Here is a 24577-nt window from a genome sequence, read left to right on the forward strand (position 1 = left end):
TTGAGAAGAGCTGAAAGATTGGCGTGGTGGGTGGTAGCGCTTCTGTGCACGGCGATGGCGCCGCGTGTGTGGGCGCAGGCGACACCACAGCAGCAGGCGCCGGCAACTGCAACGCAGAAGCAGGTTCCTTTGACGCAGGACAGCGACCCGGTGCCGTCGCCGGATCCGGACACGCATACGGCAGCTCCCGTGCCGACCGGGCCGCCGAAGGCGGGAGAGATTACGAAGGAGCACGGCGAGTACACCCTGCGCGCGAATGCGTATGAGGTGCGGCTGAATGCGTCCGTGATTGATGGAAACGGGGCCCCGGTGGAGAACCTGCCGCAGGACGCGTTCCATGTGTACGAAGACGGCGTGCCGCAGACGATCATCGGCTTCCGGCATGAGGATGTGCCGGTGTCGATGGGGATTCTGATCGATAGCTCGGGGTCGATGTACGACAAGCGGGCGGCGGTGGATGCGGCGTCTCTGGATCTCGTGAGGCTGTCGAATCGCGAGGATGAGGCGTTCCTGGTGGACTTCAGCTCAGAGGCGTATATCGACCAGGATTTTACGAACTCGATTGAGAAGCTGCAGCAGGGGCTCGCATACATCAAGTCCAGCGGAGGGACCGCGCTGTATGACGCGGTGATCGCGTCGGCGGATTATCTCTCGAAGAATGCGAAGCGCAGCAAACAGGTTTTGCTGATCGTGACCGACGGCGATGACAACGCATCGAGCGCGACGCTGGAGGCGACGATTCGCAGGGTGCAGGACCTGGACGGCCCGGCGATCTATTGCATCGGGCTGCTGTTTGGCGAGGATGTGAGCCACTCGGAGGCGAGGCACTCCCGCGAGGTGCTCACCGAGCTGGCGGCGCAGACCGGAGGCATTGCGTACTTCCCGCGATCGCTGAAAGAGGTGGATGGCATCACGCACGAGGTAGCGCAGGACATCCGGTCGCAGTACACGATCGAGTACCGGTCGACGAAATCGCCAGAATTGGGCGGATACCGGACGATTCACGTGGAAGCAAAAGAAAAGGGCTATCGCGGGTTGCAGGTGAGGACGCGCTCGGGATATTTTCCGAAGGTCGCTGGTGGTGGGAAGAGCGCCGGGACGACGGGAGAGTAGCGGGCAGCGTGCGAATCGGAACAGATGTAACTCAATTGGTGGGCCACACGCCCATGGTGCGGTTGTCGAAGTTGGCGAGCGCGGACTCAGCGGAAGTGTGGGCGAAGCTGGAGACGATGAACCCGGGCGGCAGCATCAAGGACCGCGCGGCGCTGGGCATTGTGCTGGATGCGGAGCGGCGAGGCGTGCTGAAGCCGGGAGGAACGATCTGCGAGGCGACGGCGGGAAATACCGGCGTGGGATTGGCGCTGATCGGCGTGCAGCGCGGCTATCGCGTGAAGCTGTTTGTGCCGGAGGGCTACGCGGAAGAGAAGTGCATCCTGATGCGCGGTCTCGGCGCGGAGGTCGTTCGCACGCCGGAGGCGGAGATGATGGCCGGGGCGATCAAGCGCGCGCTCGCGTTCGAAGACGAGACGCCCGGAGCGTTTGCGGCGATGCAGTTTGAGAATCCGGCGAACGCGGATTATCACGAGGAGACGACGGCAGAAGAGATCTGGTCGCAGATGGAAGGCCGCATTGATGCAGCGGTCATCGGTGTGGGATCTGCCGGAACGTTTACGGGCATCGCGCGATGCTTCAAGAAGCGGCTGCCAAACGTGCTGACGGTTGCGGTAGAGACGCAGGGAAGCATTCTGCAGGGTGGCGAGCCCGGGCCGCACAAGGTTGAGGGCATCGGCGTGTCGTTCATTCCGGCGAACTTCGATCGCAGCGTAACGGACCGCATCATCATGGTGAGCGATGACGATGCGTTTGCGATGGTGGGGCGCCTGGCGCGCGAAGAAGGCGTGCTGGCGGGGTCGAGCTCGGGCGCGAATGTCTTCGCGGCGTTGCAGATCGCGAAGGAGCTGGGGCCCGGCAAGCGCGTGGTGACGGTGGTGCCGGATTCGGCGGAGCGGTATCTGTCGAAGGGGATATTGGGGGAGTGCCAGGGCGGGTGAAGGTATCTCGGCATCCTGCAAAGGGTGCGCTACCAGTTTCGAGATGCGAGTGATGAGATGCGAGTGAAGCTTGCTGGTTGAGGCCAAGGAGGCTTTTATTGCGGCTGTGTAGTCTGTTGCATCAGATAAGCGTGTACTGCGGCAAAATCTGAAGGAGACAATGCATGCTTGAGTTGCGCACGATCAACGACATCCTGGCGGGCCTCGCCCAACGCGACGGCGATACGGTTGCGATGTGGAAGTCAGTCGAAGGATGGAAGCCGATCATAGGGCGCACGATGTATGGGCGTGTGCGGGCCCTGGTTGCGGCGCTCGAGAGCTGGGGCGTGAAGCGCGGCGATCGCGTGGCAATCATCAGCGAGAACCGGTGGGAGTGGCCGGTGGTCGACTTTGCGGCACTGGCGATTGGCGCGGTGGACGTGCCGCTGTACCAGACGCTGTCGCCGGAGCAGGTGGGTTTTATGCTGCGCGATTCGGGCGCGAAGGTGGCGTTCGTTTCAACGCGCGAGCAGTACGACAAGGTGGTGAGTGCGGGCGAGCTGCCGGCGCTGGAGCGGGTGGTGGTGTTCGATGCCGGGGAGTTTCCGAACGCCGAGCATCTGTGCAATCTGCTGGAGAATGCGGGGCAGATGGAGTCGCGCGATGCTGGCTTTGACGCGAAGTTGAACGAGACGAAGCCCGAGGAACTGGCGACGATCATCTACACATCAGGAACGACGGGCGAACCGAAGGGCGTGATGCTGACGCATAAAAATCTGTGCGACAACCTGCATCATTCGACGGACGATTTGCAGATCGGCAAGGGAGATTCGGCGATCTCGTTTCTGCCGCTGAGCCATGCGCTGGCGCGGCATCTGGACTATGCGATCTACGCACATGGCGGATACCTCGCGTATCTGCCGGGGTTCGATCGTCTGCCGGCTGCGATGAAGGAAGTAAAGCCGACGATCTTCCTCGCGGTGCCGCGCGTGTTTGAGAAGGTGCGGCAGGGGGTTGAGGGCAAGGCGCAAGGCATGCAGAAGCGGATTTTGAACTGGGCGCTGGCGCAGGGACGCAGGCAGAAAGAGACGATCGTCGCGGGCAAAGAGCCGGGGTCGCTGGGATGGAAGATTGCGAACAAGCTAGTGTTCTCGAAGATTCGCGAGGCGTTTGGAGGGAACGCGAAGCTGTTTGTTTCGGGCGGGGCGCCGCTGGGCAAAGAGACGACCGACTGGTTTTTGAGCGTGGGGATTCGCGTGTTTGAAGGCTATGGGATGACGGAGACGTCGCCGGTGATTGCGCGGAACACGTTTGCGGCGTACAGGCCGTACACGGTGGGCACGGTGATTCCGAATCTCGAGACGCGGCTGGCCGAGGATGGCGAGCTGGAGGTGCGCGGCACGTCGGTGTTCGCGGGCTACTGGAAGAAGGAAGAGGCGACGAAAAAGGAGTTCACGCCGGATGGGTGGTTCAAGACCGGCGACATTGCGAAGCTCGAGGACGGATTTCTGTCGATCACGGATCGCAAGAAGGAGTTGATGAAGACCTCGGGCGGGAAGTATGTTGCGCCGCAGCCGGTGGAAAGCAAGTTGAAGGTCGATGCGCTGGTGGGGCAGGCGGCGCTGATCGGGGATCAGAAAAAGTTTGTGAGCGTGGTTATCTCGCCGAACTTTGACGCGCTGGAGAAGTGGGCGCAGCAGAACGGTGTGCAGACAAAGGACCGCGCGAAGCTGGTGGAAGATGCGAAGGTGCAGCAGGTGTACAAAGGCATCGTGAGCAAGGCGAATGAGGGCCTGGAACACCATGAGACGATCAAGAAGATTGTGGTGGTCGCCGAGGAGTGGACGGTGGAGTCGGGTGAGCTGACGCCGAGCATGAAGCTGAAGCGGCGTGTGATCAATGAGAAATATAAGGACAGGATTAATGCGCTGTATGGTTCAGGCAATGGCGCGGAGTAACGCGAGACTGTGGAGCTGGGTAATTGTCGCGGCGTTCGCAGCCGCGGCGGTCGCGCAGCAGTCAAGCGCAGGTCCGGGCGTTGTACCGACAGATCATTATGGTCCGCCGATGTGTGTGGCAGGACCGAAGCCGGGAGCGTCAGATGCGGTGGAACGGGCTGCGCGAGAGCAGAAGGATGCGCTGGACAACTCACGCATTCTGCCTTCGGCCGAACCGCTCGCGAACTTTGGCGTGGAACGCTACAAGCTCGTGGAGTACGGCGAGTGCACAGGCAACGGCGGATGCTACTGGGCGGACCTGGATGCGCAGTACAGGCGCGCGGAAACGGAGCTGAAGCAGGAGATCGCGACCAAGAAGCCGGGCGAGAAGCTCGCGGTCGTCATGGATATCGACGAGACGACCCTGACGAACTGGTGCGAGATGCGGCGTGAGGATTTTGGCTACGTGGGTTCGCTGTACCGGCCCTACGAGCTGACTGGATCCGCGGTGGCGATCCCCGGAGCGCTCCGGCTGTTCAACGAGGCGCGCGCGGCGGGCGCGGCGGTGTTCTTCATTACCGGAAGGCCGGGAAAGCCTGACCGTCGCGTGCAGGACATTGGGAATGGCGACGAGACGGCCGCGACGGCCAGAAACCTGGAGGCCGCGGGCTTTCATGGGTGGGCCGGGCTGCGGCTGCGGAACGGCGAGGAGAACGGTATGCCGACGATTCCGTATAAGTCGCAGGAACGGCGGCAGATCGTGGCGGATGGCTACCGGATTGTGATGAGCGTGGGTGACCAGTGGAGCGATCTGCTCGGCGAGCCGCAGGCGGATGTGAGCGTGAAGCTGCCGAATCCGTTCTACTTCATTCCGTAGGGGCAGGATCAGGGATCAGGGCAGCCGGCGGGACGGATCCGACGGCGGTGTGAGAGTATCGAAAGACTTTATGGGGTTGCTGGAGCGCGCGAAGAAGCAGGGTGGGCGGTATCTGAATCCGGTGCCGACGAAGATGGGCGGATTCGGGCTGATCTTCAAGGTGTTGCCGTTATATCTGCGCAATAAGGCGGAGACGGAGCCGAAGATTCCGCTGGGACCGTTCCGGACGGATGTGCGCGTGTACCGGAAGGCGCCGGCGAGCGGGCTGCGGGTGACGTGGTTCGGGCACTCGTCGATGCTGCTGGAGATTGATGGCGTACGGATCCTGATTGATCCAGTTTGGGAGGAGCGCGCGAGCCCCTTGCAGTGGTTCGGGCCGCAGCGGTTCTTTCCGCCGACGATGCCGCTGGAGCAGATGCCGGAGCTGGACGCGGTGCTCATCTCGCACGACCACTACGACCATCTGGGCGCGGTTACGGTGGGCAGGCTGGCGCGGATGAATTGCACGGCGCGGGCGCTGTGGGTGACCTCCGCGGGCGTGGGCAAGCGGCTGCGGCGCTTTGGCGTGCCGGAGGGCCGGATCGCCGAGCTGGACTGGGGGCAGTCGAGGGAGTTGGCGGCGGGACCGGACGCGGGTCTGGGGCAGGGCGTGCGGGTTACGGCGTGGCCATCGCGGCACTTCTCAGGCCGGCTGCCGTGGGACAGGTTTACGACGCTGTGGAGCTCGTTTGTGATCGAGGGTCCGAAGCACAGGGTGTACTTCGGGGCAGACTCGGGCTGGTGGGACGGTTTTGCGGAGATTGCGGCGAACTACGAGAAGTTTGACCTGACCATGCTGGAAATTGGGGCGTTTCATCCGCTGTGGTCGGAGATTCATCTTGGGCCGGAGGGTGCGGCGCGGGCGTACCAGGCGATGGGTGGGGCGCAGAAGGCCGGGCTGCTGATGCCGATCCACTGGGGAATGTTCAACTTGGCGCTGCATGGGTGGCGGGACCCGATTGAGCAGCTGGAGGAGCTGGCGGCTCGGGATGGGGCGGGTCTGTGGACGCCGGAGCCGGGAGTGCCGACCGAGGTGGTTGAGGGCAGTGGGCAGACTCGATGGTGGGCGGACCCGTTTCGGCGTTTTTAAGGCGCTCATTTTCGTGCAAAAACCGCGAAATTTTGCGCAAAAACGACTCATTTTTTAACCATCAATACTCGAAATAAATCGCGTCAACGCAGGTTAGAAACTCGCCAAGAGCCAAGAAAAGCAGGAGAGAACCGGAAGATTTCCGCTTGTATACCGTGCCAAAAGCGGGTACAAGAGGATTCGCGCTGAGAGTTTGCGAGAGTATCTGAGATTCCCGGATCTTCCGGATGGAGATTGGCGATGGCATCTGCACAGGCACAGCCCGCGCTTCGCGAGGTGATGGATATTCGGCAGGCGGCGGAGTACCTGGGGATCAGCGGCGACACGCTGTACCGGTATGCGTCCGAGGGGTTTGTGCCGGCGTTCAAGCTGGGGAACCGGTGGCGGTTCAAGAAGAGCCTGCTGGATAGCTGGATGGATGAGAAGAGCGGGGTCAGGCCTCCCGCGGCTCCAGTGGACGTGACGAAGAAGAAGCCGGCGGGGAAAGCGCGGTAGGTCCTCAGCGGACACACCAGAAGCAGATTCCCTGCGGGAATGACAGAAAGAAAAGCAAAGGCAAAAGCGACCGCGCGTCCTAACGCGCGATACCCCACCCTTTCGCTGCGCGAAAGGATGGGCCACCCGGCATCCTTGCTAGCCCACTCATGCGCGATGAAACCGCGCATGAATGGGGCACCCGGCTGGGCCACCCGGGTGTGCGGTGATCCGGACGAAATACGGAGATCCTTCGGCTACGCTTCAGGATGACGGCCTAAATTAGCTGGCTCAGGATGACGGCGTGGGGAATGCGATGCCCGAATTGGTGCGGCTACGCGCGCTGCAGGGTGAAGTGGGTGATTTCGGCGGGGCAGTTGAGGCGGAAGGGGAGGCCGACGGTGCCGAGGCCGCGGTTGACGTAGAGCTCCATGTGGTCGAACTGGAAACGTCCTTCGATGTACTTCTTGCCCATGGGGGGGAGGATGAGCGGGCCGATGGCGGGGAGGCGGACCTGGCCTCCGTGGGTGTGGCCGGAGAGCATGGCATCGATGTAGGGGAAGCGCGGGTGGCGGACGACGTGGTCGACGTAATCCGGCTCATGGCACATGAGGATGACGGGCGCGGTGGGGGCGGCGGGGACGGCGAGGTTGAGATCGGGGTCGCGGGTGCCGGCGTCGTCGGAGCCGCAGAGCCAGAAGTAGTCGGAGCCGCGCTGGATCGGGATGTAGCTGTCGATGAGCATGGGCGTGCCGTGGGCGCGGAGGGGATTGATGACGTGCTCGGCACCGACGGCGACGTCGTGGTTGCCGAGACAGGCGAAGCGCTGGGGGGCCTTGAGCTCGGAGAGGACCTCGGCGGCGATGCCGGCGGCGCGCCAGGCGACGCGGTCGGTGGCCGGGCCGCGGCTGATGATGTCGCCGGTGATGAGGACGAGGTCGGGGTGGAGGTTGTTGATGGTCTGGACGGCCTGGCGGAGGAACCAGGGCTCGGTGTACTCCTCGAGATGGATGTCGGAGAGCTGGACGAAGCGGAAGCCGACGAAGGCGTCGGGGAGGTTGCGGAGGGCGAGGGTGCGCTCGGTGACCTCGAGCTCATGGCGCGCGTGGGTGCCGGCGTAGGCGGCGAGCGAGAGCCCGGCAGCGGACGCCCCGACAAGGAAACTGCGGCGGGTAATAGTCCGCAGGTCAGGATGAGATTTTGCCTGAGAAACGGCGGGCATATTCCATGATACCGAGGGTTGGACGGTTGAAGACTTCCGGGGGCTGAAGCCCCTGTTTGTTATCGAGGTTTTACGGCACGGCTGAAGCCGTGCCCCTTCAAAGCAACCGGGTAGAATCAGTTAGATGCAGCATCGAGTGAGACGGCAGGCAGCGCTGGAGGCGGCAAGGGGTGCAGGCGTGGATGCGCTGGTGGTGACGCATCTGCCCGATGTGCGGTGGCTGAGCGGATTCACGGGGTCGAGCGGGGCGGTGGCGTTGATGAAAGGCGCGGCTGCTCTGTTTACGGATGGGCGGTATACGACGCAGGCGAAGTCTGAGGCGGCGGGGCTGCGGGTGGTGGTGGGAAAGGGGTCGCCGGGTGCGCAGGCGGCTGCGTGGCTGGCGGAGAAGGGCGCGAAGAGAGCCGGCTTCGATGCGGTGAACACGACGGTGGCGGCGCTGGATGCGATGCGAAAGGTGTTGCCGGCAGGGCAGCGGCGGAGTTTTTTTGTCGCGACGCAGGGGCTGGTGGCGCGGCTGCGCGAGCGCAAGGACGCGGATGAGATTGTGAAGATGCGCCGGGCGGCGGCACTGGGCTGCAGGTTGTTTGAGGGCGTGCTGACGAACCTGAGCGCCGGCGAGACGGAGAGCGAGATTGCGCTGGTGATGGAGATTGAGGCGAGGCGCGCGGGCGCGGAGGGGATGAGCTTCGAAACGATTGTGGCGAGCGGAAAGCGGAGCGCGCTGCCGCATGGTAGAGCGAGTGCGGCGAAGCTGCCGCATCGTGGATTTGTGACGCTGGATTTTGGCGTGCTGCTGGACGGTTACTGCTCGGACATGACGAGGACTGTGCACATGGGCAAAGCCACGAAGCGCGAGTGGGACGTGTATCATTCGGTGCTGGAAGCGCAGCAGGCAGGTGTGGCTGCAGTGGTACCCGGAGCGACGTGCGGCGATGTGGACGAGGCCGCGCGGTCGGTACTGCGAAAGGCGAAGCTGGAGAAGTGGTTTACGCACTCGACCGGGCATGGCGTCGGGTTGGAGATTCATGAAGGACCGCGGATTGCAGCGAAGCAGGAGCAGGTGCTGGAACCGGGGATGGTAATTACGATTGAACCGGGAGTTTATCTGCCGGGTGAGTTCGGAGTTCGCATCGAAGATATGGTGCTTGTGACGGAAAAGGGTCGCGAGGTGCTGACGAAGGCGAGTCCGAAGACGTGGGTGGAGTTGTAGCGAGTCAGCAAGTTAGCGAGTCAGCGAGTCAGTAGTAAGGCAGTCGGAAAGTTAGAGAGTCAGGAGTTAGTTGATGGCGGCGGAAGATCTGCAGCAGCTGCGAGAGCTGGTTGAGTTTTTGAAGGCAAACGGTATCGCCGAGTTTGACATGGAGCGGACGGACCTGAAGGTTCGGCTGAAGTTTGCCGGATTGCAGCCGGCGCCGGCGATGGATGTCGCGCACCTTGCGAGCGCGATTGCGGCGCAGGGAGCGCCCCAGATCGTTCCGGTGGCTGTGCCTGCGGCTCTGCCGAGCCTGCAGGCGGCGGCACCCGCGGCGCAGGGGTCGGCTCCGGCTGCACAAGCAGCGGCGCCCGCGGCAGAGGCTGGGCCGGAGGCGGGAGCGCATATTGTGAAGTCGCCGATTGTGGGGACCTTCTATGATGCGCCGTCGCCGGATGCGGACCCGTTTGTGAAGATGGGCGACCGCGTTTCGAGCGGGCAGGTGCTGTGCATTGTCGAGGCGATGAAGCTGATGAATGAGATTGAGAGCGACTTCGCGGGCGAGATTGTGAAGGTGTATGTGAAGGCAGGGCAGCCGGTCGAGTATGGGCAGCCGTTGTTTGCGATCAAGTAAGAGCAGTGAATAGTGAGTAGTGAATAGTGAATAAGGCAAAGGCGATCAAGTAAGGCTTGACGATATGAGGCTGACACTTCCAGAACTCACGCCTGGTGGAGAGCATTGGGCGACGCGTACCTCATGGATTTCGATCGCCGGTCTCCTATTTTGTGCATGTTTGTTTGAAAGGCGACGGGATCCGTTCGCATTCGCGTTTGTTCTTGCGTGCCTTGCGATCTGTTTGCCTCTCTCGATCATTTACACAATCCGAGCGCGCCGCAAATAACGGTTCGCGTCACAGCACCGAAAGGTAGTGAATGTTTCGTAAGGTTTTGATTGCCAACCGGGGTGAGATTGCGCTGCGCGTGATCAATGCGTGCAAAGAGATGGGGATTCGCACGGTTGCGGTTTATTCCGAGGCGGACCGCAACAGCCTGCACGTGAAGTTTGCGGATGAGGCGATCTGTATTGGGCCGCCGCCGTCGAAGGATAGCTACCTGAATATTCCGTCGGTGATCTCGGCTGCGGAGATTGCCGGTGCGGATGCGATACATCCGGGGTATGGGCTGCTGAGCGAGAATTCGAACTTCGCGGAGGTCTGCAGGGCGTCGAACATCAAGTTCATTGGGCCGCGGCCTGAGGTGACGCGCATGATGGGCGAGAAGTCCACGGCGCGGCAGACGATGAAGCAGGCGAAGGTGCCGATCCTGCCGGGAAGCGATGGGGTGCTGGCGAACGAGGACGAGGCGCTGGCGTGCGCGGAGAAGATTCGCTATCCCATCATTCTGAAGGCTGTGGCGGGTGGCGGCGGACGCGGCATGCGGATTGTGCGCACGAAGGAGGAGCTGCCGGCGCTGTTCCAGCAGGCTTCGACGGAGGCGCTGAATGCGTTCAGCAACGGCGAACTGTACATGGAGAAGTTCATCGAGCGGCCGCGGCATATTGAGTTCCAAGTGCTGGCGGATGAGCACGGGAACGTGATGAGCCTGGGCGAGCGCGAGTGTTCGATTCAGCGGAGACATCAGAAGCTGATTGAAGAGGCGCCGAGTTTGCAGGTGACGCCGAAGCTGCGCGAGCGGCTGGGCAAGACGATCGAGCGGTCGCTGAGGGATATCGGTTATTGGAATGCGGGGACGATTGAGTTCCTGATGGATGAGGATGGAGAGATCTACTTCATCGAGATGAATACGCGTATCCAGGTGGAGCACTGCGTGACGGAGATGGTTACGGGTGTGGACCTGGTGAAGGCGCAGCTACGGATTGCGGCGGGCGAAAGATTGAGGGATATCGTTCCTGAGGTGCCCGCGATTCAGGGGCATGCGATTGAGTGCCGCATCAATGCGGAGCATCCGGAGAAGTTCACGCCGAGCCCGGGCAAGATTACGGTGTTCAATCTGCCCGGCGGGAATGGCGTGCGCGTGGATACGGCGCAGTATGCAGAGGGTGTGGTGCCGCAGTATTACGACTCGATGATTGCGAAGCTGATCTGCCATGGCAAGGACAGGGTGGAGGCGATGGACAAGATGCAGCGGGCTTTATCGCAATTCGTCGTGCAGGGGATCTTTACGTCGATTCCGCTGCACCAGAAGATCTTCGCGGATGAGGAGTTTCGTCGCGGGGAGTTTGATACGAAGTTTATGGAGCGGTTTTTGGAGCGGCAGAAAAGCAAGGGGTAGAGGGTAGAAAGTAGAGGGTAGAGAAGAGCCCGGTGAGAGCCGGGCTTTTTTCTTGGCCCACGCGAAAACGTTTGACGCAAAGAGCGCAAAGGGGCGCAAAGGCACGCAAAGGCAGCGGTGGTGATCAGAGGTCGGTGCGGTTGCGGACGATGAGGTGGTCGACGGTGAGCTCGTCGACGTGAAGCTTTTCGAATTGGCCGAGTTTGAGCTTGAGTTTGCCGATGGCGATCCTGCCGACGGCGAGGGTGCCGATAGCCGCGGCTCCGAAGGCGATGGCGCCGAGAGCGAGAGAGCCGCCGGCAGCGGCGCCGAATTTTACGAGGGTTGAGGTGCGCGGGCGAAGTCTCATGGGGAGGATTGTAGACCGGGTGTGTCGCCGGGCGATTTGCGGGATAGCCTTGAGTTATGAGGGACGGGTTTCCAAGGCTGTATGCGATTGTGGACCGGGCGACGCTGGATGCGCGGGGGATGAGTGCGCGCGAGTTTGCGCGGGAGTTGCGCGCGGCGGGCGTGCGGCTGGTGCAGTATCGGGATAAGGGGAACGGGCCACAAGAAATTTTGAGGGCGGCGCGGGAGATCGATGCGGCGTTTGAGGGCGTGGAGGTCATTCGGGTGATGAATGATCGCGCGGACCTGGCGGTGTTGGCGGGGTGGGAGGGCGTGCATGTGGGGCAGGGGGATTTGGGGGTGGAGGCGGTGCGGAGGGTGTTCGACCCCACCCACCACGCGATGAGGCCGCGTGATGAATGGGGCACCCGGATGGTTGGGATTTCGACGCACAATGAGGAGCAGGTGGGGGCGGCGGTGGGGGCGGGGCCGGACTATGTGGCGGTTGGGCCGGTGTTTCGGACGGCGTCGAAGGCGAATCCGGAGCCGGTGGTGGGGCTGGAGCTGGTGCGACGGGCGAGGGCGATGACGGAGCTTCCGGTGGTGGCGATTGGAGGGATAACGCTTGCGAATGCGCGCAGTGTGATTGAGGCCGGGGCGGATTCGGTGGCAGTGATTGGTGGGCTGTTTGTTGAGGGCAGGCGGGTGAGTGAGGTTGCGCGGGACTTTCTCGAGATTTTGGGGTAGGGTACGGGGAAGTGACTCCTCAGACATCAGTGGCTCAAGAGGCGAAATACAGAGGTCCTTCGGCTGCGCCTCAGGATGACGGCGGCTCTGTGGGGGTACGTGCGCCGCACTTTGTGCAAGGGTTGGGGTTGTTTTCGGCGACGGCGATTGTGATGGGCTCGATGATCGGGTCGGGCATTTTTATCGTGCCCGCCGAGATGAGCCGCGTGGTGGGGTCGCCGGCGCTGTTGATTGCAGCGTGGGCGGTGACGGCGCTGATGACGGTGATTGGCGCACTGAGCTATGGCGAGCTGGCGGCGATGATGCCGAAGGCTGGCGGGCAGTATGTGTACCTGCGCGAGAGTTTGGGGCCGATTTGGGGATTTTTGTACGGGTGGACGCTGTTTACGGTGATCCAGACGGGAACGATTGCCGCGGTGGGCGTGGCGTTCGGTAAGTTTCTGGGGGTGTTTTTCCCGAGCATCAGCCAGACGAACTGGATTGTGCACGTGGGCTCGGGGAATGTGGGGCTGAGCACGGCGAATTTGGTGGGGATCGTCGTGATTGTGCTGCTGACGTTCACGAATACGCGCGGCGTGAAGACGGGCGCGGCGGTGCAGAACGTTTTCACGACGACGAAGGTGCTGGCGCTGCTGGGCGTGATCGCGGTGGGGCTGATTGCGAAGAATGCAGTTGCGCACGCTGCGAATTTTGGCGTGGGCTGGCATAACTTCTGGGCGGGAGCGCACTGGGGAACGCCGCATGTGGTGCAGGTTGGGTCGTTCCTTGGGCTGGGCGGCGGGACGGCTGTGGTCGGCGTGCTGACGGTGGTTGCGGTGGTGCAGGTGGGGTCGCTGTTTTCGAGCGATGCGTGGAATAACGTGACGTTCACGGCGGGCGAGGTGCGGAATCCGAAGCGGAACCTGCCGCTGTCGCTGGCGATTGGAACGGGCGCGGTGAGCCTGCTGTATATCGCGTGCAACTTTGTGTATCTGAACGTGCTGCCGATGAGCGGGATTGCGAATGCACCGCAGGACAGAGTGGCGACGGCGGTGATGCAGACGGCGTTTGGGCCAGTGGGTGCGAAGCTGATGGCGGCGGCGATCCTGGTGAGCACGTTCGGGTGCGTGAACGGGATGGTGCTGGCGGGGGCGCGCGTGTATTACGCGATGAGCCAGGATGGCCTGTTCTTCAAGAGCACGGGGAAGCTGGACAGCAAGGGCGTGCCGAAGAACTCGCTGTGGATGCAGTGCGCGTGGACGTGCCTGCTGTGCCTGAGCGGACAGTACGGCAACCTGCTGGATTACGTAATCCTGGCGGCGCTGGTGTTTTATGCGCTGACGATTGTGGGGCTGTTTGTATTGCGGCGGACGGAGCCGGATGCGGCGCGTCCGTACAGGGCGTTTGGGTATCCGGTGCTGCCGGGGCTGTACATCGTGATGGCGGTGTGGATTTGTGGCGTGCTTTTGCGATACAAACCCCAGTACACTTGGCCGGGACTGATTCTGGTGCTGCTTGGCGTGCCGGTGTACCTGGTGTGGAGATGGGTGGGAAGTAGAGATCAGAGATTAGAGATTAGAGATTAGAAATTCTGGATACGGACAGGGATTAGGAGAAGCAGAAAGCATGGCGAATTTGTTGGCGGTCAAGCCGCTGAAGGCCTTGATGCATGAGGCGGAGAGCGAGAGCAGCGGCGGACTGAAACGTGCACTCGGTCCAGTGAACCTGATCACGCTGGGAATTGGCGCGATCATCGGGGCAGGCATCTTCGTACTGACGGGAACGGCGGCGGCGCAGTTTGCGGGACCGGCGATCGTGCTCTCGTTTGTGGTGGCGGGCATAGGCTGCGTGTTTGCGGGTCTCTGCTATGCGGAGTTTGCGGCGATGATTCCGATTGCGGGCTCGGCGTACACGTACGGGTATGCGACGCTGGGCGAGTTGATGGCGTGGATCATCGGCTGGGCGCTGTGCCTGGAGTATGCGTTTGGTGCGGCGACGGTGGCCGTTGGCTGGAGCGGCTACATGAGCAGCCTGCTGGGATATTTCGGGGTCCGTGTGCCGTTCAATCCGACGCCTTCAGTCACGATGACGCTGTTCGGCCATCTGTTGTCGGCGAAGGTGGATATCTACGCGTTTCTCGCGATCATCGTTGTGACGACGGTGCTGGTTGTGGGCGTGCGTGAGTCGGCGAATTTCAATAGCGCCGCGGTCATGATCAAGGTGTCGGTGGTGCTGTTCTTCATTGGGATCGCTACGGTGTATGCGTTTGGACATCCGGCGCACATGGCTGCGAACTGGCATCCGTTCATTCCGAAAAACCTCGGGCACTTCGGGCAATATGGATGGTCGGGAATTATGCGAGGGGCCAGTGTGGTCTTCTTTGCGTATATCGGGTTCGACGCGGTTTCGACGGCAGCGCAGGAGGCGAAGAATCCGCAGAAGGACATGCCGTTCGGCATTCTCGGCTCGCTGATACTCTGCACCATTCTCTACATCATCGTGGCGGGGCTGCTGACCGGGCTGAAGCCCTATGCGACGCTGAACACGCCGGCTCCGGTGGCTGATGGCGCGGCGGCGATTGGTGCAACGTGGGGCGTGTGCCTGATCGATCTGGGCGCGATTGCCGGCCTTGCTTCGGTGATGCTGGTGATGATCCTGGGCCAGACGCGCGTGCTCTACACGATGTCGCGCGACGGTCTGCTGCCGAAATGGGTTGGCGAGATCCATCCGCGCTTCCGCACACCGTGGCTGGTGACCATCGCGGTGGGCGTGCTGGTGGCGTTTTTGGCAGCATTCTTCAACATCTCTTTCCTGGGCGAACTGGTGAGCCTGGGCACGCTGCTGGCCTTCGCGATTGTGTGCGTGGGGGTGTGGGTGATGCGGAAGAAACAGCCCGATGCGGTGCGGCCATTCCGCACGCCGTGGGTGCCGTTCGTGCCCATCATGGGCATGCTCATCGCGCTGGCACTGATGGTTTCATCGGATACGCCGGCAAAGATCGGCTTTGTCAGCTGGCTGATCATTGGCCTGGTGATTTACTTCGGGTACTCGACGCGGCATAGCAAGGTGCAGCGTGCGGAGCGGGAGACGACGGCGGCGGCGGATTAGCGGCTGGCGTTTGGATAAAGGAAAGGCCCGGCAAGTGCCGGGCCTTTTGCTTTGTGGTTCGGCGATTATTCCTTGGGGCTGGGCGTGGCAGCGGCTGCAGGAGCAGCGTTGGCCGGCGCGGCAGTGTCCGGCTTGCTGGTGTCCGGCTGGGATGAGTCCTGCTTCGAGTGCTGGGTTTCGGTGGCGGACTCTCCGGAGGTTGTGTCGCCAGCGGCAGCGGTGTGTGTGGCCTGAGACGCCGCAGAGGAGTGCTCTGAGGGGCGGTGGAGGCGCGCGGTGGTGGTGGCGCGCGGAGATGGGGCGGGTGTCGGTATGGGGATGTTGGCGGCGTCGATGGGGTTGGGGTCGTCGCGCAGCTTGAGGAAAAGGGTGCCTGCGGCGGCGGGGTGGGGAACGCTGAGGGTTGACCCGGTATAGCCGTCGGGCACGTTTGCCGGGTTGTCGAAGGCGGGGTCAGGCGAGATAGAGGCGATCAGGTAGAGGCTTGAGCCGGAGAGGGTGCAGGAGGACGTCGGGTCCGCGGGGCACTGCAACGTGACCAACTGGGGAAGACGGACGAGGGTGCCGAGTGGGAGCCAGTCGCTCGAGGATTCGTCTTCGGCGGTGGTGGTTGCGGGGTTGGTTGGGGCGGCCTCCTCGCTGTGCTTCCTGGGAGGGAAGATGGCGCGAACGTGCAGGGCGCCGAAGGCGCTGGGGCCGAAGGCGCGGAGCGGGTCGAGAGTCGCGACGACGGTGTGGGGATCCTGGAGGACGAGACCGCCGGAGGGAGCGAGGGTGAGGACGGCGCGCAGGGTGCCGTCAATGGTTTCGACCTCGACGCGGCCTGAGCGCGGGAAGGGTTGCGCGGTCTTGAGCGTGAAGGTCAGCGGAGCGGAGAGCGGGAGGTCGTCTGTGCTGGAGAGCGTGATCGTCGGCGCGTTGGCGGGCTGGGAGCTCTTGCTGAGGAGCGTGACGGACGGGCGCGCGGCGGAGACGGTGACGGGCACGGTCAGGCTGCGGCCGTCGTTGAGGGTGATGCGGGCGGTGAGCTTGTCGCCGACCTTGGTGGGCGGTGCGGGCGCGTCGGAGGGCAGCGCGAGGCGGAGGGAGTTGGAGGTCTCGGCGGGCTCGGAGCCGTCGCTTGTGCTGGGAGGCTGCGGCTTGAAGGTGAGGTCGCCGAGTGCGAGGCGCTCGATTTCATTCAGGCGCTGGCCGCTGAGGAGAATGGTGCGGTCAGTGGCGTGGAGCTCGACGGAGTTGATGTGCGGAGGCTCGGCGAAGGTGCGTGCGGAGAGCTGGTCGGCCCGGGGTTGGCCGAACTGCTGGATGGAGAGGTTGAGGTCGCCGGGGGTGACGTCGTGCTCGAGCGGGAGTGTCAAGGCGAGCAGGTTGGGCTGGTCCGGCGTAGGCGCAGGCTTGAACGCAATTTTCAGAGTTGCACCGGAGCCGCGGGGCTCGGCGGTGATGGTGTGGACGCAGGCCGAGCCCGTGGAGGTGATGAGGAGTTGAGCGGCCTTGCCGGCGATGAGGCTGCTGTCTTCGCTGTCGTCACCATTGGCGATCTGCCAGTCGCTGCCGGGGAGCTGCTGGAGCGGGACCGTGGGACCGGTGAAGGAATCGAAGCCCCACTGACCCTGGATGGTGCCGGTGAGCCGGATGGGCTCAGGTTGGGGCTTAACGGGCTTGCTGTCCTTGGCGTCGGGCTTGGCGGAGCCGGATTTGTCTTCGCGGAGGACGTCGTGGATGGGGACATGGTGCTCGGGCGTGCGCTGCAGGACGAGGCCGCCCTGGTAGGAGTCGGCGACGAGCGGGATGTCGGGCTCGGCGGGGGCTCCGGGAGGCGTGTTGAGGTGCAGGACCAGGTCGTGGGCGAGCGAGGTGGAGAAGACGAGCGGCGCGCCCTCGATCGGGAGAGTCACAGATGGCTCGATGAGGCAGCCGACGTGATTGGGGTCGGTGGGGCGCAGCGGGGGTGACGGCGAAGACTGGACGGCGGGAAGGCCGATGACGAGTACGGATTTTGGATTGTGGAAGGATGGCGGCGTGTTGAGGCGCAGGTTCATCGCGTCGTTCTGGGGGAAGGCGATGGCCGGGATGTACTGGTACTGCGCGGTGTGCAGGTTGGCCATCACGCGGACGAGGTCGACCACAGCGCCGACATATGCGGAGTAGAGACCGCCGCCGGCGAGGCCGGTGTAGCTGGCGGCGGCGATGAAGTCGGAGTTGGGGCCGCTGGAGAGCGCGGCGGCGATGGAGTTGCCGTGGCCGTCGTCGAGCAGGCTCTGCGAACCGGTTTGAGTGAGGCAGGTGAACTGCATGTCCACGGGCTGCTGGAAGCAGGCCTCGTTGGGCTTGAGCGCGAGGGTGCGGGCGAGCAGGTCGGAGTGCTTCTGAAGCTCGGCGGGGTCGCCGGGAGGGGCGCGGCGGATGTCGGCGAGGTAGCGCTCGATGCGCGACTGCTCGAAGCCGGCTTCGGCGAGATCCTGCGAGGCGCGGACGAAGATGCCAGGGCGACCGCGGACGGCGGATTTGAGGGTGGAGAAGTCGCCGCCGGTCTCAGGGGCGAGGAACAGGACGGCCTGCTGAGCCTCCTTGGGAACGGTGACGAAGACGCCCTCTTCGCGGACGTTCTTCTGCCAGGTCTCGATGCGGGTGAACCATTCCTCGGGCGGAGGGTTGGTGGTGCCGCGGAGAAAGGCGCAGATGAGGAGGTACTTGACGGACTGGGTGGCCGGAAGGTCGGGGTGCAGCCAGATGCGGTCGCCGGGCTGAAGGTTGGGGACCTCGGCGATGGGGAGGGTGACACCGTTGCGGGTGACGCGCACGTTGATGCGCGGACCGACAAGATCAAACCGCGCGTCAACAGCGAAGCTCGGCCTGATGAAGGTGAGAAGAAGAATGCAGAGGGGGACTAATCGGGCGCACTTCGCCATGCTTTAAGTTTAGATGCGGCGGGGCAAAGGCGGTTAGCGAGAGAAATGACTCTCTTGAGGCATGTTGTTGAAGCCTTTACGTTTCTTTTCTTTCATTTGTGAAGCGCCGCCGATAGAAAAAGCAGATTCCCTTCGGGAATGACAGAAAGAAAAGCAGAGCAAAACAGAGCAAGGCAGGTGGCAGCGTTGCTAGTTGTGCTTGCGGCGAGTGCTGGGGGCGTCGGAGAAGACCGTGCCGTCGCGGATAGAGATGATGCGGTGGGCGAAGTCGGCGATGTCGGGCTCGTGGGTGACGAGGACGATGGTGTTGCCCTTGGCGTGAAGGTCGTCGAACAGGGCCATGATCTCGACGGAGGTCTTGGAGTCGAGGTTTCCGGTGGGCTCGTCGGCGAGGATGATGGACGGATGGTTCACCAAGGCGCGTGCGATGGCGACGCGCTGGCGCTGGCCGCCGGAGAGCTCGTTGGGCTTGTGCGACATGCGCGAGGCGAGACCCACCTGGTCGAGAACCTCTTTGGCGCGGGCGATGCGCTCGGCTGCCGGGGTGCCGTTGTAGATGAGCGGGAGCTCCACGTTATGGAGCGATGTGGCGCGGGCGAGCAGGTTGAAGGTCTGGAAGACGAAGCCGATTTCCTTGTTGCGGATGCGGGCGAGCTCGTCGTCGTTGAGCGAGGAGACGTCGTGGCCGTTGAGGAAGTACTGGCCCTGCGTGGCGGTGTCGAGGCAGCCGATGAGGTTCATCAGCGTGGATTTGCCGGAACCTGAGGGTCCCATGATGGCGACGTACTCGTTGTGGCGGATGCGGATGTCGACGCCGCGGAGCGCGTGCACCTCCTGATCACCCATCTCGTAGGTCTTCCAGAGGTTGTGGGTAACGATGACCTCGCCGGAGTGGGGCGGCTCGAAGGCCGTGGAGGTGGTGGGCTCGGCGGGAAAGGTTGTTGTGGCCATCTTGGTCTCCGGAATACGGACGGTAGAGCGTAGACAGTAGAGGGTAGAGAAACGCGACCCTAACTAGAGCTGTTGTCGGTCGTGATGGTGACCGGCGAGTTGTCGCGTTTGACGGCGGTGCCACTCTTCAGGGTGCGAAGGACCTTATAGCGGCCGGTGACGATCTCGTCCCCGGCCTTGAGGCCGCTGAGTACTTCGATGTCTGTGGAGCCGACGACGCCGGTCGTGACCGGGACGAAGCGGACGCGCATGCCGCTGCCGTCGCGAACCATCAGGTAGACGCCCTGGGTGTCGGTGGACTTCGTCGCGGCGGAGGCACTGCCGTCGGACTCCTTGCCATGGTTTTTGAAGAGCGTGTTTTCGGCTGTGAGGTCGCGCTCGACGAGGGCCTGGATGGGAATCGTGAGGACGTTGGGCTTATTGGCTGTGGTGATCTTCGCGTTGCAGGAAAGGCCGGGGCGGAGGTCATCGGGAGGATTGTCAAGGGTGACGACAACCTTGAAGTCCTTGGCCTCTTCGGTACCTGTGGTGGACTGCGAGGTGGCCAGACCGGTCGTGCGCAGGAGGGCCTGGTCGCCGACCTCGGTCACGTGGCCCTTGAGGATGCGGCCGGGGAAGGCGTCGATGGTGACGTCGGCGGGCTGGCCGAGCTTCACGTTGACGATGTCAGTCTCGTCGACCTTGACCTCGGCGGTGATGATGCTCATGTTGGCGAGCGTCATCAGCGTTGAGCCCTCGGCGTTCTGGATGCCGACGACGACGGTTTCGCCCTCACGGACGGGCACGTTGGTGACGAGAGCGTTGAACGGGGCGCGGCTCTCGGTCAGGCCGAGTTGGTAGGAGTTGCCGGAGAGCGTCGCGACGGCCTGGCTGACCTGGCTGCGGGCGGCGGCTGTCTGGGCTTTGGCCTGGGCGAGCGCGGCCTGGCGCTGGGCGAGCGTGGCGACGTCGATGTCGTAGGCGGCTTTTTTGGCGTCGTAATCCTGCTTGGCGACGAGTTGCTCTTTGTAGAGCTGGTTGTAGCGCTGGATGTCGAACCGTTTCTGTTCGAGGTCAGCTTTTGCCTCTTCCACGGCGGCCTGCGCGGTTTTTTCGGCGGCTACGTAGGAGTCGACCGTGGTCTTATCAGCCTGAATGGTGGCCTGCTGGGCCTGGACCTGGGAGGCGGGCTGCTGGCTTTCGACGGTGGCAATGAGCTGCCCCTTCTTTACGTGGTCACCCTCTTTGACATAGAGGTGCGTGATGCGACCGAAGGCGGTGGCTCCGACGTTGACGTAGGTGAGCGGCTTGATCTGGCCGGTTCCGCTGACGGTGGCGATCAGATCCTGCTGCACGGCTTTGCCCGTAGCCACTGCAGTCACGCTGTTGCGGCTGTGGATGACGGAGCCAATGATGACGCCGGCGACAACAATGAAGGCTACTACTAACAGCAGGATCTTCTTTAGGCTCATACGGCTTTCCCCCGGAGCAACAGCCCGGGTGCGGGCAAGGTCCCGGCATAGGGTTTGGACTCCAGGTTGTAATCGAAGGTACGCAGAACGGAGGCCGGTGGTTCCGGGGGCAGCAGAAACGGGCTTTGGGGCGCGGCTTCGATGGCTGGGTCTGCCGGGATTCTAACAGGGAACATGGCGGGATTGCCTTGTGTAGAGAGATGAAACACACGTAAAATGGGAGCGTCTTTCATCTTCAGGAGCTCGGCCCAATGCAACTGCGCGTTTTGTTTACCGGTATCACCGCCCTAACCCTCGCAGGATGGGGGATGGGGGTCCGCGCACAAGCTACGGACACGACCGCCCCTCCGGCCGTTCAGGACAATGGCGGGGTCGTCAAGACTCAGCCTCAGGAAGAGAAGCCGGATCCGCTGAAGCGGCGGCTGAGCGATTCGCAGGAGAGGCAGCGCAAGAAGGACGTCACCCGCGAGTTGAAGGGCCAGTACAAGACCTGGCTGGATCAGGACGTCCGCTGGATCATCACGCCTGAGGAAGAGAAGGCGTTCAAGGCGCTGAGCAACGATGAGGAGCGCGACCAGTTCATCGAGCAGTTCTGGCAGCGCCGCAATCCGAACCCGGACTCGCCGGACAATGAATTTCGCGATGAGCACTATGCGCGAATTGCATATGCCAACGAGCATTTCGCGGCGGGCAAGCCGGGATGGATGACCGATCGCGGTCATATCTATATCGCATTCGGAAAGCCGGACTCGATTGACTCGCATCCTTCGGGAGGGCAGTACGAGCGTCCGATGGAAGAGGGCGGGGGCAACACGTCGACCTTCCCGTTTGAAGTGTGGCATTACCGCTATCTGCCCAGCGTGGGTGACAACATCGATATCGAGTTTGTGGATACGTGCATGTGCGGCGACTACCATGCGACGATCGACCGCTCGGAGAAGGACGCGCTGAAGCACACGCCGGGCGCCGGCCTGACCCAGTACGAAGAGATGGGCATGGCGCAGAAGAAGGACCGCTTCAATGGCGGGATGGAGCAGTTGGGCACTGGGCCGCTGTCGAGTTCGCAGGAGTCGAAGGAATTCGACCGGCTGGATACGTTCTCGAAGCTGTTTGCGCCGCCGCCAGTGAAGTACGCCGACATGGATGAGTTCCTGGCCAATGCGAAGGTGCTGAACGGACCGCCGTTCATCTTCGACGTGCGCACCGATTACGTGAAGCTCACAAACGATACTGTGATGGTGCCGATTACGCTTCAGATTCGCGACGGCGACATCACGTACAAGACCACCGAAGGCGACTCCAAGGGGATCGTGCACATCATGGGACGCGTGAGCAACATCACGGGCCACATCGTGCAGAGTTTTGAAGATACGGTGCAGGTGGAGACGCCGAGCGAGCTGCTGCCGCAGACCAAAAACAACGTGAAGGTGTACTGGAAGGCACTGCCGCTGTCGCCGGGACGGTACAAGGTCGAAATTGCAATCAAGGACGAGTACAACCAGGCGCACGTGGGGACTTGGAAGCGGAGCGTGGATGTGCCGAAGTATGACGACGACCAGCTGGCGAGCTCGTCCCTGATCCTGGCCAGCGAGATGAACCGCGTGCCGACGAAGGACGTCGGTGCCGGCAACTTTGTAATCGGCAACACGCATGTAGTGCCGCGCGTACCGCCGACGATCTCGACGCCGGTGACGTTCCACCAGGGGCAGAATCTCAATTTCTGGATGCAGGTCTACAATCTTAGGATTGGTGACGATAAGAAGAACGACGCGACGATCGAGTATCAGATTCTTGATCTGGCGACGAACAAACAGATACTGCAAGCGTCGGAGTCGGCATCGAAGCTGAACCCGAACGCAGACCAGTTGACCCTGGAGAAGACGATGCCGCTGGCGAGTCTGGCTCCTGGCAAGTATCAGGTTGTGATTAAGGTGAATGACGGGATCTCGAAGCAGCAGATCGCAGAGACCGCGAAGTTCAACGTTGAGCAGTAGCCGGTCATTTTTCAGGACCGGGCGAGCGTTCGGTTTTTCCGGTAGTAAGGGCAGGGTCACACGAGACTAGACAGTGATGACCCGCTTGGCGTAAACATCCCAGGATGAAGTTCGACAGCTTGGGATTTTTGGAGAAGCCTTCGACGCGCGTAAGGAGTCTCAAAGCGCGGTGAGACGAGCTGTTGCAGGTCTGGTACTGACGGTGCTGGTGCTCGGATGGTCAGGGCACTGCAAAGCCGCGTCGACCGATGCGGCGATCTCAGGTGTGGTGCGCGACAGCCACGGCACGCCGCAGATGGGTGCGCTGATCGAGCTGCTGAAGGCCGATGCGACGATGGTTGCTTCGGCGCTGACCGACGACCACGGACGCTACATCATCCCCGCAGTCCTTCCCGGCAAATACCAGCTGCGGGCGTCCGCGGCGTTCCTCGTACCTGTCACGCGCGGAGATCTGCGGTTGCAGGCGGGAGCGCAGGCGGTCATCAACCTGACGATGACGACGCTTTATGAGGCGGCAAACTGGCTGCCAACCCAGGGACGGCGCGCAGGTGAACCTGTGGACGACTGGAAGTGGACGCTGCGGTCAACGGCGAGCCGTCCGCTGCTGCGCCTGACTGATGAGAATGGCCAGGAGATGTCTTCGAGCGGGGTGGAAGGGCGCCGGGTGGTCTCGCAGGGCAGGGTTGAGGTCACGAACGGGGATGGGGCGTTCGGACAGGGCGGCGTGCACCAGATATTGATGATCAACCGGACGCTGGAGGACGGCGACAGCGCGGTTATGCGGGCGGACATTGCCGATCTGGGATCGATGGTGAGTCCGCGGTTTTCGGCAGATGTGAGCGCCGGATATGAGAAGCGGTCACAGTTTGGCAGCACGCGGCTGGTGGCGGCGATGCAGACGCACCCGGAGCTGACGGCCGCCGGCGGCAACGCTGGGTATGGCGTGCTGCGGATGGCCAGCGCGCACCAGATGTCGATGGGCGATGCGGTCATGATCGACGCCGGGACGCTGGTCGCGGCGGAACGGCTGGCATCGACGATGATCGACGCCGAGCCGTACCTGCGGGTGTCAGTGCGTCCGGGCGATGACCTGCTGGTGGTCTACCGGTATGCGAGCGGGCGCGAGCTTCAAAGCGCGGACGACCTCGACCGGTTGAAGCCGGAGAATCCGTTGTTAGCTGACGCTCAAGGCCGCCCACTGACGGGGCGCGGCATGCATCACGAGGTGAGCGTAAGCAAGAAGATGGGAAGCCGCGTGATGACCGCGTCCGGGTACGTCGACCGGGTGAATGAAGATTCGATAGGCGGCAGCGGTGTTCTGGACATGAAGGCCGAACAGGGGATGGCGCTGGTGGCCGACCCGGTGACGGGGACGTTCCAGCTCGCCACGGGGTCGTTTGCGGGACGCGGCATGAGCGTGAACCTGGAGCAGAGCCTGACGCCGCTGCTGAAAGCGTCGGTGCAGTACGATCTTGGAACTGCGATAGGGCGTGAGAGGGACCTTGTTGCGCTCGCGCAGGCGGCCGCTGAGCTGCATGCGCAAACGGAGCAGGCGATCACTGTGATGCTGAACGGGAAGGTGGTGCGTTCCGGTACGAATGTGCGCGCGGAGTACCGCTGGCAGCCGCAAGAAACACTGACGCAGGTGAATGCGTACAACGCGGATCCGAATGGAGCATACCTGACGTTTTATGTGCGGCAGCGGCTGGCGTGCGGACGATTCCTCCCGAATGGAATGGATGCCGTCGTCGAGGCAACAAACCTGCTGGAGCAGGGATATCAGCCGGTTCTGGCCCCTGATGGCCATACGCTCTTTCTAGCGCAAGTGCCGCGTTCGATTCAGGCCGGGCTTGCGTTCAACTTCTAGAGCATTTCTCCTTATACTGCTGGCTTCCAAAGGAATCTGTGGAGGTCGTTTTGCTTGAGAGAAAACGACACCAGCGGACTTCGCC

19 protein-coding genes are annotated in these 24577 nt (G+C 62.6%); 14 read left to right on the top strand and 5 right to left on the bottom strand.

The window, feature by feature from the left end:
- From VGU25_03170 to VGU25_03195, 6 genes are all read left to right on the top strand, one after another.
- Positions 1-1113, top strand: coding sequence for a VWA domain-containing protein (locus tag VGU25_03170; GenBank protein HEV2576192.1), 1113 nt, complete (start codon positions 1-3; stop codon positions 1111-1113).
- A gap of 8 nt (positions 1114-1121) precedes the next feature.
- On the top strand, positions 1122-2051 hold the full coding sequence (cysK, locus tag VGU25_03175; protein HEV2576193.1) for a cysteine synthase A: 930 nt from the start codon (positions 1122-1124) through the stop codon (positions 2049-2051).
- Positions 2052-2215: 164 nt separating this feature from the next.
- Positions 2216-3988 carry a long-chain fatty acid--CoA ligase gene (locus VGU25_03180; protein HEV2576194.1) on the top strand — a complete coding sequence of 591 codons (1773 nt, stop codon included), beginning with the start codon at positions 2216-2218 and terminating at the stop codon, positions 3986-3988.
- A complete protein-coding gene (locus VGU25_03185) occupies positions 3954-4844 on the top strand; it encodes an HAD family acid phosphatase (protein HEV2576195.1) in 891 nt (296 codons plus the stop codon). Before VGU25_03180 ends, VGU25_03185 begins: the two co-directional genes overlap by 35 nt.
- Positions 4845-4893: 49 nt before the next feature.
- Complete coding sequence (locus VGU25_03190) at positions 4894-5973, top strand: MBL fold metallo-hydrolase (protein HEV2576196.1); 1080 nt, start codon at positions 4894-4896, stop codon at positions 5971-5973.
- A gap of 240 nt (positions 5974-6213) precedes the next feature.
- Positions 6214-6468, top strand: a complete 255-nt coding sequence (locus VGU25_03195) for a helix-turn-helix domain-containing protein (GenBank protein ID HEV2576197.1) — start codon at positions 6214-6216, stop codon at positions 6466-6468.
- Positions 6469-6781: 313 nt separating this feature from the next.
- Here VGU25_03195 and VGU25_03200 read toward each other — a convergent pair whose 3' ends face one another.
- The gene (locus VGU25_03200) at positions 6782-7669 is read right to left on the bottom strand and encodes a metallophosphoesterase (GenBank protein ID HEV2576198.1); all 888 of its coding nucleotides are present in this window, start codon (positions 7667-7669) and stop codon (positions 6782-6784) included.
- Between the two features lie 136 nt (positions 7670-7805).
- Between VGU25_03200 and VGU25_03205 the strand changes: the two genes are divergently transcribed.
- The 3 genes from VGU25_03205 to accC all read left to right on the top strand — a co-directional run bounded on the left by VGU25_03205 (position 7806) and on the right by accC (position 11156).
- Complete coding sequence (locus VGU25_03205) at positions 7806-8882, top strand: Xaa-Pro peptidase family protein (GenBank protein HEV2576199.1); 1077 nt, start codon at positions 7806-7808, stop codon at positions 8880-8882.
- Between the two features lie 73 nt (positions 8883-8955).
- Positions 8956-9498: an acetyl-CoA carboxylase biotin carboxyl carrier protein gene (gene accB, locus VGU25_03210; GenBank protein HEV2576200.1), complete on the top strand. Its 543-nt coding sequence runs from the start codon at positions 8956-8958 to the stop codon at positions 9496-9498.
- Positions 9499-9797: 299 nt separating this feature from the next.
- Complete coding sequence (accC, locus tag VGU25_03215; protein ID HEV2576201.1) at positions 9798-11156, top strand: acetyl-CoA carboxylase biotin carboxylase subunit; 1359 nt, start codon at positions 9798-9800, stop codon at positions 11154-11156.
- A 124-nt stretch (positions 11157-11280) separates the two neighbouring features.
- Here the strand turns inward: accC and VGU25_03220 are convergent, their stop codons facing one another.
- Positions 11281-11505: a hypothetical protein gene (locus tag VGU25_03220; GenBank protein ID HEV2576202.1), complete on the bottom strand. Its 225-nt coding sequence runs from the start codon at positions 11503-11505 to the stop codon at positions 11281-11283.
- A 56-nt stretch (positions 11506-11561) separates the two neighbouring features.
- Between VGU25_03220 and thiE the strand changes: the two genes are divergently transcribed.
- The 3 genes from thiE (at position 11562) to VGU25_03235 (ending at position 15317) form a co-directional block, all read left to right on the top strand.
- On the top strand, positions 11562-12230 hold the full coding sequence (gene thiE, locus VGU25_03225) for a thiamine phosphate synthase (protein HEV2576203.1): 669 nt from the start codon (positions 11562-11564) through the stop codon (positions 12228-12230).
- An 89-nt stretch (positions 12231-12319) separates the two neighbouring features.
- The gene (locus VGU25_03230; protein HEV2576204.1) at positions 12320-13795 is read left to right on the top strand and encodes an amino acid permease; all 1476 of its coding nucleotides are present in this window, start codon (positions 12320-12322) and stop codon (positions 13793-13795) included.
- A gap of 40 nt (positions 13796-13835) precedes the next feature.
- Positions 13836-15317, top strand: coding sequence for an amino acid permease (locus tag VGU25_03235; GenBank protein ID HEV2576205.1), 1482 nt, complete (start codon positions 13836-13838; stop codon positions 15315-15317).
- 65 nt (positions 15318-15382) lie between these two features.
- Here VGU25_03235 and VGU25_03240 read toward each other — a convergent pair whose 3' ends face one another.
- The 3 genes from VGU25_03240 to VGU25_03250 all read right to left on the bottom strand — a co-directional run bounded on the left by VGU25_03240 (position 15383) and on the right by VGU25_03250 (position 20631).
- Positions 15383-18229 (bottom strand): hypothetical protein, encoded by a 2847-nt coding sequence (locus VGU25_03240; GenBank protein ID HEV2576206.1) that lies wholly within the window; start codon positions 18227-18229, stop codon positions 15383-15385.
- Positions 18230-18418: 189 nt separating this feature from the next.
- On the bottom strand, positions 18419-19180 hold the full coding sequence (locus VGU25_03245; GenBank protein ID HEV2576207.1) for an ABC transporter ATP-binding protein: 762 nt from the start codon (positions 19178-19180) through the stop codon (positions 18419-18421).
- Between the two features lie 59 nt (positions 19181-19239).
- The gene (locus VGU25_03250; protein ID HEV2576208.1) at positions 19240-20631 is read right to left on the bottom strand and encodes an efflux RND transporter periplasmic adaptor subunit; all 1392 of its coding nucleotides are present in this window, start codon (positions 20629-20631) and stop codon (positions 19240-19242) included.
- A 251-nt stretch (positions 20632-20882) separates the two neighbouring features.
- On the opposite strand from VGU25_03250, the gene VGU25_03255 reads away from it, so the two are divergent.
- The gene (locus VGU25_03255; GenBank protein HEV2576209.1) at positions 20883-22625 is read left to right on the top strand and encodes a GWxTD domain-containing protein; all 1743 of its coding nucleotides are present in this window, start codon (positions 20883-20885) and stop codon (positions 22623-22625) included.
- Between the two features lie 169 nt (positions 22626-22794).
- Positions 22795-24492 carry a carboxypeptidase-like regulatory domain-containing protein gene (locus VGU25_03260; protein ID HEV2576210.1) on the top strand — a complete coding sequence of 566 codons (1698 nt, stop codon included), beginning with the start codon at positions 22795-22797 and terminating at the stop codon, positions 24490-24492.
- Positions 24493-24577 lie beyond the last annotated feature (85 nt).

The organism is Acidobacteriaceae bacterium, assembly GCA_035944135.1.
In the GTDB taxonomy this organism is placed as follows: Bacteria; Acidobacteriota; Terriglobia; order Terriglobales; family Acidobacteriaceae; genus Granulicella.

What these genes read in the sequence shown, in the direction of transcription:
- VGU25_03250 (HEV2576208.1), bottom strand. Translation starts at nt 20,631, where the DNA reads ATGAGCCTAAAGAAGATCCTGCTGTTAGTAGTAGCCTTCATTGTTGTC.
- accB (HEV2576200.1), top strand. Translation starts at nt 8,956, where the DNA reads ATGGCGGCGGAAGATCTGCAGCAGCTGCGAGAGCTGGTTGAGTTTTTG.
- VGU25_03255 (HEV2576209.1), top strand. Translation starts at nt 20,883, where the DNA reads ATGCAACTGCGCGTTTTGTTTACCGGTATCACCGCCCTAACCCTCGCA.
- VGU25_03240 (HEV2576206.1), bottom strand. Translation starts at nt 18,229, where the DNA reads ATGGCGAAGTGCGCCCGATTAGTCCCCCTCTGCATTCTTCTTCTCACC.
- VGU25_03195 (HEV2576197.1), top strand. Translation starts at nt 6,214, where the DNA reads ATGGCATCTGCACAGGCACAGCCCGCGCTTCGCGAGGTGATGGATATT.
- VGU25_03220 (HEV2576202.1), bottom strand. Translation starts at nt 11,505, where the DNA reads ATGAGACTTCGCCCGCGCACCTCAACCCTCGTAAAATTCGGCGCCGCT.
- VGU25_03180 (HEV2576194.1), top strand. Translation starts at nt 2,216, where the DNA reads ATGCTTGAGTTGCGCACGATCAACGACATCCTGGCGGGCCTCGCCCAA.
- thiE (HEV2576203.1), top strand. Translation starts at nt 11,562, where the DNA reads ATGAGGGACGGGTTTCCAAGGCTGTATGCGATTGTGGACCGGGCGACG.
- VGU25_03185 (HEV2576195.1), top strand. Translation starts at nt 3,954, where the DNA reads ATGCGCTGTATGGTTCAGGCAATGGCGCGGAGTAACGCGAGACTGTGG.
- VGU25_03200 (HEV2576198.1), bottom strand. Translation starts at nt 7,669, where the DNA reads ATGCCCGCCGTTTCTCAGGCAAAATCTCATCCTGACCTGCGGACTATT.
- accC (HEV2576201.1), top strand. Translation starts at nt 9,798, where the DNA reads ATGTTTCGTAAGGTTTTGATTGCCAACCGGGGTGAGATTGCGCTGCGC.
- VGU25_03245 (HEV2576207.1), bottom strand. Translation starts at nt 19,180, where the DNA reads ATGGCCACAACAACCTTTCCCGCCGAGCCCACCACCTCCACGGCCTTC.
- VGU25_03235 (HEV2576205.1), top strand. Translation starts at nt 13,836, where the DNA reads ATGGCGAATTTGTTGGCGGTCAAGCCGCTGAAGGCCTTGATGCATGAG.